We start from the raw sequence: 12,093 nt of genomic DNA, 5'->3' as shown, positions 1-12,093 counted from the left end.
CAGGAGACCCCTGTGTCCTCTACCGCTGCGCGGTCGCGCCTGCGCTTCAACCCGAAGCTGTTCGCCGTCGCCGTGCTCGCCTCGCTGGTGCTCGGCGCCCTGCTCGGCTGGATCGCCAAGCAGACCGGCGCCGAATGGCTGGTCACGACCCTGGACACCATCGGCTCGACGTTCACCAAGCTGCTCAGCTTCACCGTCCTGCCGCTGATCTTCACCGCGATCGTGGTGGGCATCAACAGCCTCCGCGGGCTCGGCGGCGGTCGCACCGCCGCCCGGCTGGGCGGCAAGACCGCGCTATGGTTCGCCCTCACCTCGCTGATCGCGGTGGTGATCGGCCTGGTCGTCGGCGGCCTGTTCCAGCCCGGCCGCGGCCTGGTCATCGAGCCCGACCCGGAGAAGCTGCAGTCCATCGGCCAGAAGACCCAGGGTTCCTGGCTGGACCTGCTCAACGGCCTGGTCCCGGAGAACCTGATCAGCGCCTTCGCCGACGGCGAGACGCTGCAGGTCGTGTTCGTGTCGCTGATCATCGGCGCCGCCACCTACAGCCTCGGCGACAAGGCCAAGCCGTTCGTCGACTTCAACAAGGCCGCCTTCGAGGTCATCCAGCGCGTGCTGGGCTGGATCATCCGGCTCGCCCCGATCGGCACCCTCGGCCTCATCGGCAACGCCGTGGCCACCTACGGCAACGAGTTCTTCGCACCGCTGCTGAAGCTGATCGGCTCGACCTACGTCGCCTGCCTGCTGGTGCTGTTCGCGGTGTACCCGCTGCTGCTGGCGCTGGTGGCCCGGGTCAGCCCGGCCCGCTTCTTCGCCAAGACCTGGACGGTCCTGCAGTTCGCCTTCGTCTCCCGCTCCTCCGGCGCGACGCTGCCGATGACCCGCCAGGCCGCGCAGAACCTCGGCGTGCCCTCGTCCTACGCCAACTTCGCGGTGCCGCTGGCCAGCACGACCAAGATGGACGGCTGCGCGGCGATCTACCCGGCGGTGGGCTCGATGTTCATCGCGAACCTCTTCGGCATCCACCTCGGCCCGGTGCAGTACCTGACGATCATCGCAGTCGCGGTGTTCGGCTCCATCGCCACCGCGGGCGTGACCGGCTGGTTCACCATGCTCACCCTGACCGTCGGCGCGCTGGGCTTCCCGCCCGAGGTGGTGGCCACCGGCATCGCGATCGCCTACGCCGTCGACCCGATCATGGACATGATGCGCACCGCCACGAACGTCGCGGGCCAGATCGTCGTCCCGGTCGTGGTGGCCCGCAGCGAGAACGTCCTCGACGACGAGGTGCTGTCCGCTCCCAGCGCTCCGCCGCTGCTGGAGAGCCGCGCACCGGCGACCGTCTGAGCCCCCCGCGGCCCGGTGCGCACCGCACCGGGCCGCGGCACTCCTTCGGGGGACGTCTCATCCGTAGGATGGGCGCGTGGACAGCGGCCGGCGGGGACGAGACCTGCGCATCGGTGACCCCGAGCGGGAGCGGGCCATGCGGCTGCTCGGCGAGCACTTCTCCGCCGGGCGCCTGGAGCTCGCCGAGTACGACGAGCGCTGCAGGCAGGCGGCGGGTGCGCGCTTCGGCTCCGAGCTCGACGAGCTCTTCGACGACCTGCCCGGGCCGCGTCCCGTCGAGCTCGCCCCCGCCACGACACGCCCCGCCCCTTCGGCGGGTGCGATCGCGCTGACGGTCGGCGCCATCGCCGCCGGGATCGCGCTCGTGGTCGTCGCGCGGCAGATCGGCGTGCTCCTGCTGATCCCGATGCTGGCGATCATCTGGTTCACCTGGCGCCGGCGGTGACGACCTGCCGTCACCGCCGACCACGTTTCGTTACGGTGAGAGCCATGCACAGCTCGCGGTTCTCCGGGGCGCGTCGGCTCAGCGCGTTGCTCGCCCTCGGCGCGCTCGCCCTCACCGGGTGCGGCGTGTGGCAGTCGGCCCCCACGGCCGGCACCACGCCGCCCGCGCCCCCACCTCCCGCACCGGTGACGAGCGCACCGCCGTCGCCGCCACCGCGACCGTTCGACCTCGGGCTCGACGGCGTCGACCCGTGCGGGCTGCTCACCGCCGACCAGCGCAACCAGCTCGGCTTCGACCGCGAACCGCTGCCGGACTCCGACGCCGGGTTCGGCAACGCCGCCACCTGCAGCTACCGCAACACCACCGCCAAGGTCGGCGCCCGGCTCGCGCTGATCACCACCGAGGGCATGGGGGTGTGGACCGACGACACCGCGCAGGTCGAGGCCTCCCCGGTCCAGGTCGCGGACTTCCCCGCGCTGGTGATCAAGACCCCGGGTCTGGACCTGTCCTGCAACGTGGCGGTCGACGTCGCCGACGGCCAGCACCTCGACGTGCTCTACCGCGACGACGGCGGGCAGCCACCGCCACCGGTCGACCAGCTCTGCGCCGGAGCGCAGCGGGTCGCCGAGGAAGCGGTGCGCACCCTGGCGAACCCGCCGGCCTCCACGTCGGAGACCCAGGCTCCGGTGCAGCAGGAATCCACCCCCTGACCAGCGCGGTCACCCCGGCCGGGGTGACACTCCCCGCATTTGGAGGACTCCACAGGGTGATGATTCGCCGATACAGTGTCCGGCGGACGTTCACCCGGGGCCGCGCCCCGGCCCGCGGGAGGGGACCTTGGGAGGGGACACCGTGCCGCTAACCGAGCCGTACGGGGCGGGCTCCGGTGGTTCGATGCAGGTCGAGCCCACCGCGATCCCGCGCCTGGTCAACTCGTTGCAGGAGTCCCTGGACGCGGTCGGGTTGCAGATCGAGCACGCCATCACCGAGCTCCGCATCCGCCCGTGGGCCGGGGATCCCGTCAGCACCGACGCCGCCGAGCTGTTCAACGAGCGCTCGGTGGGCGGCGGCGAGGACGCGCTGACCGCGCTGTGCGGGTACCGGGACCAGTTGCAGGCCGCGGCCGAATCGCTGCAGAAGGCGGGCCGCGAGTACGAGCGGATCGACCACGACAGCGCGGCCGGTCTGGGCGGGGGATGCTGATCGATGGGCGACCACCGATGGCAGGGCTACCGGCACGCCGAGCTGCACGCGCAGATCAACGAGGGTCCGGGGGCGCACGGGTCGACCGACAGCGTGCGCCGCTGGAGCGAGCTGACCCGCGCGCTCGGTGAGATCGACGGCGGTCTGGCCGCCGCGACGGCCGCGGCCCGCAGCGGGTGGCAGGGCCACGCCGCCGACAGCGCCGACTCCGGGCTGCGCCCGCTGGGCGAGTGGGCGCAGCTGGCGCAGCAGGCCAGCACGGTGATGCGGGAACGCGCCGAGCAGCAGGCGGAGTTCATCGCCAAGGCCCGCCGCGACATGCCGCCGCCGGTGGCGGTGACCAGCGAGGACCCGGGAACGGCGGTGTCGGCGCTGACGCACCTGTTCGGCGGGCAGACCGACTACGAGGTCCAGGAGGCCGCGCAGCACGCGGCCGAGCAGCGGGCGTTCGAGGTGATGCGCACCTACGAGTCCTCCACCCGGGCCAACACGACGTCGCTGGCCTCGTTCGCCCCGCCGCCGCAGGTCGTCGTGGACGCCCCGGCCTCGGGCGGTTCCGGTGCCCCGGGCGGGTCGTCGAAGGTGACGATCAGCTGGGGCCCGACCGTCGTGCCGACCTCCTCGACCGCCGGGACCGCGCCGGGGAACGCCGCCGCGGGCACGCGCTCCGCGACGCGTCCCCCCGGGACCGCGGCGAAGGCGTCGGGCAAGCGCGGGAGGTCCCGCCGCGAGGAGCCGGTCGAGCACGAGGTCACCGAGCGGCTCGGCGACGGCGGGTTCTTCGACGAACCGCAGACCGGGTCGCGCCCGGTGATCGGCGGCGAACCCGGGCGATGAACACCGCTTCCCCCACCGACCGGCGGATCAGCCTGTCGGCGCTGGAATTCGACGTGCTCACCGAACACCTCGGGCTCGACGAGCTGCCGCTGGTGCTCAAGGTCCCCTCGCCGGGCCGCACGCACTCCGAGCGGGCCGAGCTGGTCGACTCCACGTGGCGCGCGCTGTCGCGGCGCGGCCTGATCAGCGGCGGCGAGCCCGACCCCGAGCTGGAGGCGGTGCTGCGGCTCGTCGCCGAACCCGGCCGCGAGATCGACGGCCGGAACTGGCTGGGGCGCAGCGTCCGGGTGCTCGCGGCGGCCGAGAACGACGGCGAGCGCGCCGTTCTCGTGGTCAAGGACGGCGATCACCTGGAATTCTCCCCGACTTCGGCCGCGGGCCTGCCGCGCGCCGCCGTGTCACCGCTACCGGACCTGCCCGCCGGGCCGGGCCGTTCGGTGTCGGTGCCCAGCCGGGCTCTCGACGACGCCGCTGCGGACGTGGGCGACAAGGTCGAGGAGCTCCCGGCCGCGCTGCGTCGTCGCGGCGTGCGCCCCGACGACGCCGATGCGCTGACCGAGATGGTCGCCGGAGCGACCGCGCAGGGCCAGTTCGGCGCGGCGGCGCGAACGCGGTTCGGCAAGCGCGACAGGGCCGAGCGCGTCGTCGGGTTCTTCGACACCGCGCTCGGCCGCTACGTCCAGCTGCGCACCGCGTCCCCGTCCGGGGAGGTGTGGAGCACGATCGCCCCGGTGGACAACCGGCGCCTCGTCGGCCACCTCGAAGAGCTCCTCCACGAGATCACCGACAGCTGACCCGGTCGTCCCCGAGTTCCGCGCGAGATTCGAACCGGGGTCAGACGACCGGTTCCACCAGGCTGGTCCGGGCTTCCGGCGCGGCGGAGCGCTTGGCGTCGGCCGCCTGATCGCTGGGCTCGGTCTGCGAGGCGCGCTCGGCCTCGACCCGCTGGGTGTAGACCGCGACCTCGCGGGCGATGGTGTCCTCGTCCCAGCCGAGCACGCCCGCCATCAGCCTGGCCACCGCGTCGGCGCTGTCCACGCCCCGGTGCGGGTACTCGATGGAGATCCGGGTGCGCCGGGTGAGCACGTCCTCCAGGTGCAGCGCACCTTCGTGGCTGCACGCGTAGACGATCTCGGCCTGCAGGTAGTTCGGCGCGGCCGGCACCGGCTTGAGCAGCTCGGCGTTGTCGTCGGCGGTGGCCAGCACCGCGTGGACCTCCGAGCCGTAGCGGTCCAGCAGGTGCCGGATCCGGTACGGGTGCAGGCCGTGCGCGCCCGCGAGCTGATCGGCCTGGTTGACCAGCGCGTGGTAGCCGTCGGCGCCGAGCAGCGGGACCTGGTCGGTGATCGACGAGGCCATCCGGCCCGGGACGTCGGGCGAGACGGCGTCGACCGCGTCGGCCGCCATCACCCGGTAGGTCGTGTACTTGCCGCCGGCGATGGCCACCAGACCCGGCGCCACCCGCGCGACCGCGTGCTCGCGGGAGAGCTTCGAGCTCTCCTCGCTCTCCCCGGCCAGCAGCGGCCGGAGCCCGGCGTAGACGCCCTCGATGTCGTCGTGCGTGAGCGGCGTGGCCAGCACGGTGTTGACGTGTTCGAGCAGGTAGTCGATGTCGGCCTTGGTCGCCGACGGGTGCGCCAGGTCCAGGTGCCAGTCGGTGTCGGTGGTGCCGATGATCCAGTGGTTGCCCCACGGGATGACGAACAGGACCGACTTCTCGGTCCGCAGGATCATGCCGCTCTCGGCGACGATCCGGTCGCGCGGGACGACGATGTGCACGCCCTTGCTGGAGCGCACGCGGAACCGCCCGCGACCGCCGGAGAGCTTCTGCAGCTCGTCGGTCCACACGCCGGTCGCGTTGATCACCGCGTGGGCGCGGATCTCGACCTCCTCGGCGGTCTCGACGTCGCGCACCTTGACCCCGGCGATCCGGTCGGCCTCCCGCAGGAACCCGGTGACCTGCGTGGAGGTCATCACGACCGCGCCGTAGCGGGCGGCGGTGCGGGCGACCGTCATGGTGTGGCGGGCGTCGTCGGCCTGCGCGTCGTAGTAGCGGATGCCGCCGATCATCGCGTTGCGCTTGAGCGCGGGGACCATTCGCAGCGCCCCGGCGCGGCTGAGGTGCTTCTGCCCGGGAACCGAGCGGGCGCCGCCCATCGTGTCGTACATCAGCAGACCGGCCGCCGTGTACGGGCGCTCCCAGAACCGGCGGGTCAGCGGGTACAGGAACGGCACCGGCTTGACCAGGTGCGGGGCGATCCGGGTGAGCATCAGCTCGCGTTCCCGAAGGGCCTCGCGGACCAGGGAGAACTCCAGCTGTTCGAGGTAGCGCAGCCCGCCGTGGAACAGCTTGCTGGAGCGGCTGGAGGTGCCGGCCGCGAGATCGCGGGCCTCCACCAGCGCGACCCGCAGTCCCCGGGTCGCCGCGTCCAGCGCCGCGCCGGCGCCGGTGACGCCGCCGCCGATCACCACGACGTCGAACTCCTCCGACCCCAGGCGATTCCAGTTCTCGGCACGCTCGGTGGGTCCCAACGTGCCCTTGAGCCGGTTTCCCGCTTCCGTCTTATCCTTGGACACCGCGTCCTCCTAGCGTTGTTCGCATCCCACCGTTGTCACCCCACCGCCGACGCGGAACCGCCACCGGCGTTGCGGTGGCGCACCTCGGTGGTCATCATGCCCGACCTGCACGGTCCGTGCCCGGTGCAGCACGGCCCGCGACCGGCGCCTGTTCGACGAGGGCGCCGCGCTCGCGCAGCACTTCGATCTGGGACTCGGGCGTCTTCGAGTCCACGATGACGATGTCGAAGTCCTCCACCGGTGCGACCGCGTGCAGCGCGCGCCGGTGGAACTTCGTGTGATCGACGTAGAGCACGGTGCGCTGCGCCGAGGCCAGCATCGCCTTCTTGATCTGCACCATCTCCTGCTGCGGGTAGCAGCCGACGCCGTCGGTCACCGCCGAGACCGACATGATCGCCAGGTCGACCCGCAGGTTGCGCAGCGAATCCAGCGCCATGCCACCGACGAACGCGTCCGCCCACGGCAGGTAGTCGCCCCCGACGCAGATCAGGCTGATGCCAGGGGCCGAGGCGAGCTCGTCGAAGACGCCGCGGTGGTTGGTGACCACGGTCAGCGGCGCGCGTTCGGGCAGCAGCCGCGCCAGGTGGACGCCGGTGGTGGAGTCGTCGAGCACCAGCGCCTGGCCGGGCTCGATGAGTTCGGCTGCGGCGCGGGCGAGTTCGTCCTTCTCGGCCTGGTTCTGCTGCAGCCGGTATTCCGAAGCCGCTTCGTAGAGAAGTGAGGAGGCGGCCGAGACGTTGCCGCGGTTGCGGTGCACCAGGCCCTGCGACTCCAGGTCGGCGAGGTCCCGGTAGACGGTCATGGCGCTGGCGCCGATGGTCGCGACCAGGTCGTCGATGCGCAGCGTGCCCTCCGCCATCACCAGCTCGGTGATCTTGCGGCGCCGGTCCTGCTGCTTGCCGGACGGTCGTCGGCCGGACATGGTGACTCCTCGTTCCGGGTGGCGCTACCTACGACGCTCACCGTACATCTCGATAAAAACACCATCTCGACCGGACCGCAACGCTTCTTTTCACATCTCGTTTGTGATTACAGTGTTGATCGGTAGCCGGGTCGATCGTCGGTCCCCGCTGCCGGACGACGGCGTCCCCAGCTCCGCGAGTCCGGCACGCGGACACCGCCGCGCGCTCCGCGCTACCGCCGAGCGAGACGCGGATTAGGCGTTACAGACGAATGGCCTGCGCACGACTGGCGGCACTGATGGACACGTGTTGCCATGCGGCAGTACCGTCCCGACTCGCTCCACGTCGGACAGACACCGAACACCCGCCCGTGCCAACGGCGGCATCACGAGGGGAACGGAGAATGACCAGTCTTGGCGAGGTATTCCTCTGGGAGTTGCTCGGGACGGCAGTGCTGACCCTGATGGGTTGCGGCGTCGTCGCGAACGTGACCTTGAGCAGGAGTCTCGGGGTCGGAGGCGGCTGGCTGCTGGTGAACTTCGGCTGGGGTTTCGCGGTTTTCGCCGGGGCCAGCATCGCCGAACCGGCCGGGGCGCACATCAACCCCGCGGTCACCATCGGCATGGCGATCTACGGGGACACCCCGTGGTCGCAGGTCCCGGTCTACATCATCGCGCAGATCATCGGCGCCACCCTGGGCGCGGTGCTCTGCTGGGCGGCCTACAAGCTGCAGTTCGACACCACCGAGGCCCCGGCCGACACCCGGGGGATCTTCTGCACCGGACCCACCGTGCCGAACGCGCCGTGGAACCTGGTCACCGAGATCATCGGCACCTTCGTGCTGGTCTTCTGGATCATCACGAACCCGCCCGCCAGCCCGGGTGACGGCGGAGTGCCGGACTTCGGCAACGCCGCGCTGGGCTACGCGGCGGTCGCCTTCATCGTGATCGGCATCGGCAACTCGCTCGGCGGGCCGACCGGCTACGCCATCAACCCGGCCCGAGACCTGGGCCCGCGCATCGCCTACGCGATCCTGCCGATCCGCGGCAAGGGTTCGGCCGAGTGGGGCTACTCGTGGGTCCCGATCGCCGGACCGATCGTCGGCGGCGCACTGGCGGCGCTGCTCGCGCTCGCCCTGCCCATCAGCAGCTGAGAATTCTAGGAAGGTTTGAACGATGGCCTCGTACGTCGCCGCCATTGACCAGGGGACCACCTCGACCCGGTGCATGATCTTCGATCACTCCGGCAGGGTGGTCGCGGTCAACCAGAAGGAGCACCGCCAGATCTTCCCCAAGGCCGGGTGGGTCGAGCACGACCCGATGGAGATCTGGAACAACGTCCGCCAGGTGTGCGCGGGCGCCCTGGCCAAGGCCGACCTGGTCTCCACCGACATCGCCGCTTGCGGCATCACCAACCAGCGCGAGACGACGGTGGTGTGGGAGAAGGACACCGGCAAGCCGGTGTACAACGCCATCGTCTGGCAGGACACCCGCACCGACGAGATCGTCAGCGAGCTCGGCGCCACCGAGGGGCAGAACCGCTTCCAGGCCAAGACCGGTCTGCCGCTGGCGACCTACTTCTCCGGCCCGAAGGTGAAGTGGCTGCTGGACAACGTCGACGGGATCCGGGAGCGCGCCGAGAAGGGCGAGCTGCTGTTCGGCAACATGGACACCTGGGTGCTGTGGAACTGCACCGGTGGCCCGGACGGCGGACTGCACGTCACCGACCCGACCAACGCCTCGCGCACGCTGCTGATGGACCTGGAGACCCTGCAGTGGGACCCGGACATCTGCGCCGAGATCGGCGTGCCGATGTCGATGCTGCCGGAGATCCGCTCGTCCTCGGAGGTCTACGGGCAGTTCCGCGAGCGCGGCGTGTTCGCGGGCATCCCCATCGCCGGCATCCTCGGCGACCAGCAGGCGGCCACCTTCGGCCAGGCGTGCCTGTCGCCCGGTGAGGCCAAGAACACCTACGGCACCGGCAACTTCGTGCTGCTCAACACCGGCACCGAGCGGGTCATCAGCGAGAACGGCCTGCTCACCACGGTCGGCTACAAGATCGGCGACAACGACACGGTCTACTGCCTGGAGGGCTCGATCGCGGTCACCGGTTCGCTGGTGCAGTGGCTGCGGGACAACCTGGGCATGATCGGCAGCGCCCCGGAGATCGAGCAGGTCGCCAGCACCGTGGAGGACAACGGCGGGGCGTACTTCGTGCCCGCGTTCTCCGGCCTGTTCGCCCCGCACTGGCGCTCCGACGCCCGCGGCGCGATCGTCGGCCTCACCCGGTACGTCAACCGCGGGCACCTGGCCCGCGCGGTGCTGGAGGCCACGGCGTTCCAGACCCGCGAGGTCATCGAGGCCATGAACGCCGACTCGGGCGTTCCGCTGAAGTCGCTGAAGGTCGACGGCGGCATGGTGGTCAACGAGCTGCTGATGCAGTTCCAGGCCGACATCCTCGGCGTCCCGGTGATCCGCCCGGTGGTCAACGAGACCACCGCCCTCGGCGCCGCCTACGCGGCCGGCCTCGCGGTCGGCTTCTGGGGCAGCGAGGAGGACATCCGCAGCAACTGGGCCAAGGACAAGCAGTGGGACCCGTCCATGACGGACGAGGTCCGCGAGAAGCAGTACACCAACTGGCAGAAGGCCGTCACCAAGACCTTCGACTGGGTCGACTGACGCCGACGTCCTGACGACCCCAAGGTGGGGGAGGTTTTCATGAGAACCTCCCCCACCAACGTCTCAGTACCCCCAACGAAGTTTTCATGAAAACCTCCCTCCCTCTCCCGGGGATTCGGATTCCCCCAAGGCTCTGACGAGGACTTACCTCTGGGAGGACGCAGTTTTCATGAAAACGTTCACGACTCATGATTTCGTGGGTTCGGGGACGTTTTCATGAAAACTTCGGCGTGAACGAGCTCGGGGAGCCTGGGTTCGGGGAGGTTTCAGCTGGTGCTTCGGGGGCGTTGGTCGGGTGGGAGTTGGCAGGCCGGGGTGGTGCCTGGGAGGCGGTGGCGGTTGTCCGCAATCCAGCGGTAGGTGCGGGCCGCGAGGGTGCGGATCAGCGGGGCCGAGGCGAGGTGGCCGAGGACGGGCCAGGGGACGCGGCTGGACTTGAGGAGTGCGGCGACCGCTTCCGCTCCTCCGGAGACGCGGCCCGCGGTGTCGACCCAGAGGACTTCGCGGCGCGCTCGGGATTCGTCGGTGCCCAGCTCGTCGAGGTCCGCTTCCTGCCAGGGTTGGACGCGCATGCGGACCGGGAGGCGGACGGCGATGCGGACGCTGCGGGTGCAGAACCCGCAGTCGCCGTCGTAGATCAGAACAGGCCGGTCGGACATGGGTCCATCCTCCTCCGAAGAGGTTCCCGCGTCAGTCCAAGTCGTCGTGGCGCATGAGGAGGCGGCCGGCCTCGGTCAGGGAACCCGACAGGGACGGGTAGACCGAGAACGTGTTGGCCAGGTTGTCCACCGTCACCTGGTTCTGGACCGCGAGCGCGATCGGCAGGATCAGCTCGCTGGCGTTCGGCGAGACCACCACGCCACCGACGACCACACCGGTCTGCGGGCGGCAGAAGACCTTGAGGAAACCGCGCCGCAGCCCTTCCATCTTGGCGCGCGGGTTGGTGGCCAGCGGCATCATCACCGTGCGGGCCGGGACCTCGCCGCTGTCGATGGCCTGCTGGCTGATGCCCACCGTGGCGATCTCCGGGTGGGTGAACACGTTCGCGGCCACGGTCTTGAGCTTGATCGGCGTGACGCCCTCGCCCAGCGCGTGCCACATCGCGATGCGCCCCTGCATGCCGGCGACCGAGGCCAGCAGCAGCAGGCCGGTGCAGTCACCGGCGGCGTAGATGCCGGGAGCGCCGGTCCGCGAGACGCGGTCGACCTCGACGTATCCGCCGCGACCGGGCTCCCGACCTTCTCCAGGCCGATGTCGCTGGTGTTGGGCACCGACCCGACGGTCATCAGCGCGTGGCTGGCCTCGACCGCGCGGCCGTCGGCGAGGTGGATGATCACGCCCTTGTCGGTGCGCTCCACCGACTCGGCGCGCGCGTGCTTGACGACCTCGGTGCCGCGCTCGGCGAACACCTCCTCCAGCACGGCGGCGGCGTCGGCGTCCTCGTGCGGCAGCACGCGGTCGCGGGAGGAGATCATCGTGACCTTCACGCCCATCTCGGTGTAGGCGGAGGCGAACTCCACACCGGTGACACCCGAACCGATGACGGCCAGGTGCTCGGGCAGCTCCGGCAGGTCGAAGAGCTGGCGCCAGGTCAGGATCCGCTCACCGTCGGGCTCGGCGCCCGGCAGGATGCGGGGCGTGGCGCCGGTGGCGATCAGCACGACGTCGGCGGTGAGCTCCTCGAAGGTGCCGTCGGCGCGGTCGACGCCGATCTGGTGCACCGCCATGCCCGGGGTCGGGTCGGTGAAGCGCGCGCGACCCGGGATGATCTTGACGCCTTCGCGGCGGACCCGGGAGCGGATGTCGGCCGACTGGGCCAGCGCCAGGCCCTTGACCCGGCCGTGCACCACGGCGACCTCGACGTCGGCGTCGCGGGAGGAGGTCCGGATGCCGAGCTCCTCGGCGTCGCGGGAAGCCGAGCGAGCACCGGCGGAGGCGATGAAGGTCTTCGAGGGAACGCAGTCGTAGAGCACGCAGGCGCCGCCGAGACCTTCCGGCTCGACGAGCGTGACGTCCGCTCCGTTGGAAGCGGCGACCAATGCCGCCTCGTAGCCCGCCGGGCCGCCTCCCATGATCACGATGCGGGTCACTTCGCGCTCCTCCTGAG

At 70.9% G+C, this 12,093-nt stretch carries 11 protein-coding genes and 1 pseudogene; 8 read left to right on the top strand and 4 right to left on the bottom strand.

From position 1 onward, the window contains the following. The first annotated feature begins 12 nt into the window (after positions 1-12). The 6 genes from REH65_RS21085 to REH65_RS21060 all read left to right on the top strand — a co-directional run bounded on the left by REH65_RS21085 (position 13) and on the right by REH65_RS21060 (position 4,623). Complete coding sequence (locus tag REH65_RS21085) at positions 13-1,344, top strand: dicarboxylate/amino acid:cation symporter (protein ID WP_281458425.1); 1,332 nt, start codon at positions 13-15, stop codon at positions 1,342-1,344. A gap of 76 nt (positions 1,345-1,420) precedes the next feature. Then, on the top strand, positions 1,421-1,789 hold the full coding sequence (locus REH65_RS21080; RefSeq protein ID WP_406688778.1) for a DUF1707 domain-containing protein: 369 nt from the start codon (positions 1,421-1,423) through the stop codon (positions 1,787-1,789). Between the two features lie 44 nt (positions 1,790-1,833). After that, on the top strand, positions 1,834-2,499 hold the full coding sequence (locus REH65_RS21075; protein ID WP_281458427.1) for a DUF3558 domain-containing protein: 666 nt from the start codon (positions 1,834-1,836) through the stop codon (positions 2,497-2,499). Between the two features lie 142 nt (positions 2,500-2,641). Then, on the top strand, positions 2,642-2,992 hold the full coding sequence (locus tag REH65_RS21070; RefSeq protein ID WP_281458428.1) for a hypothetical protein: 351 nt from the start codon (positions 2,642-2,644) through the stop codon (positions 2,990-2,992). Between the two features lie 3 nt (positions 2,993-2,995). Beyond that, a complete protein-coding gene (locus REH65_RS21065) occupies positions 2,996-3,829 on the top strand; it encodes a PPE domain-containing protein (RefSeq protein ID WP_406688777.1) in 834 nt (277 codons plus the stop codon). Next, entirely contained in the window at positions 3,826-4,623 is a 798-nt protein-coding gene (locus REH65_RS21060; protein ID WP_406688776.1) for an ESX secretion-associated protein EspG, read from the top strand. Before REH65_RS21065 ends, REH65_RS21060 begins: the two co-directional genes overlap by 4 nt. 40 nt (positions 4,624-4,663) lie before the next feature. Here the strand turns inward: REH65_RS21060 and glpD are convergent, their stop codons facing one another. Then, on the bottom strand, positions 4,664-6,406 hold the full coding sequence (gene glpD, locus REH65_RS21055; protein WP_281458431.1) for a glycerol-3-phosphate dehydrogenase: 1,743 nt from the start codon (positions 6,404-6,406) through the stop codon (positions 4,664-4,666). A 94-nt stretch (positions 6,407-6,500) separates the two neighbouring features. Then, a complete protein-coding gene (locus REH65_RS21050; protein ID WP_281458432.1) occupies positions 6,501-7,328 on the bottom strand; it encodes a DeoR/GlpR family DNA-binding transcription regulator in 828 nt (275 codons plus the stop codon). A gap of 383 nt (positions 7,329-7,711) precedes the next feature. Here REH65_RS21050 and REH65_RS21045 point away from each other — a divergent pair, with 383 nt between their 5' ends. Together REH65_RS21045 and glpK are read left to right on the top strand one after the other, a co-directional pair. Then, a complete protein-coding gene (locus REH65_RS21045) occupies positions 7,712-8,461 on the top strand; it encodes an MIP/aquaporin family protein (protein ID WP_406688775.1) in 750 nt (249 codons plus the stop codon). A gap of 22 nt (positions 8,462-8,483) precedes the next feature. Next, positions 8,484-9,986 carry a glycerol kinase GlpK gene (glpK, locus tag REH65_RS21040; RefSeq protein ID WP_281458434.1) on the top strand — a complete coding sequence of 501 codons (1,503 nt, stop codon included), beginning with the start codon at positions 8,484-8,486 and terminating at the stop codon, positions 9,984-9,986. A gap of 266 nt (positions 9,987-10,252) precedes the next feature. Here the strand turns inward: glpK and REH65_RS21035 are convergent, their stop codons facing one another. Further along, complete coding sequence (locus REH65_RS21035) at positions 10,253-10,645, bottom strand: thiol-disulfide oxidoreductase DCC family protein (RefSeq protein ID WP_406688774.1); 393 nt, start codon at positions 10,643-10,645, stop codon at positions 10,253-10,255. 31 nt (positions 10,646-10,676) lie between these two features. After that, positions 10,677-12,076: pseudogene (locus REH65_RS21030) on the bottom strand (NAD(P)H-quinone dehydrogenase). Positions 12,077-12,093 lie beyond the last annotated feature (17 nt).

Origin of the sequence: Saccharopolyspora sp. ID03-671 (assembly GCF_045278815.1) — a bacterium.
GTDB lineage: Bacteria > Actinomycetota > Actinomycetes > Mycobacteriales > Pseudonocardiaceae > Saccharopolyspora > Saccharopolyspora ipomoeae.
This window is presented reverse-complemented; position numbering and strand designations above follow the sequence as displayed.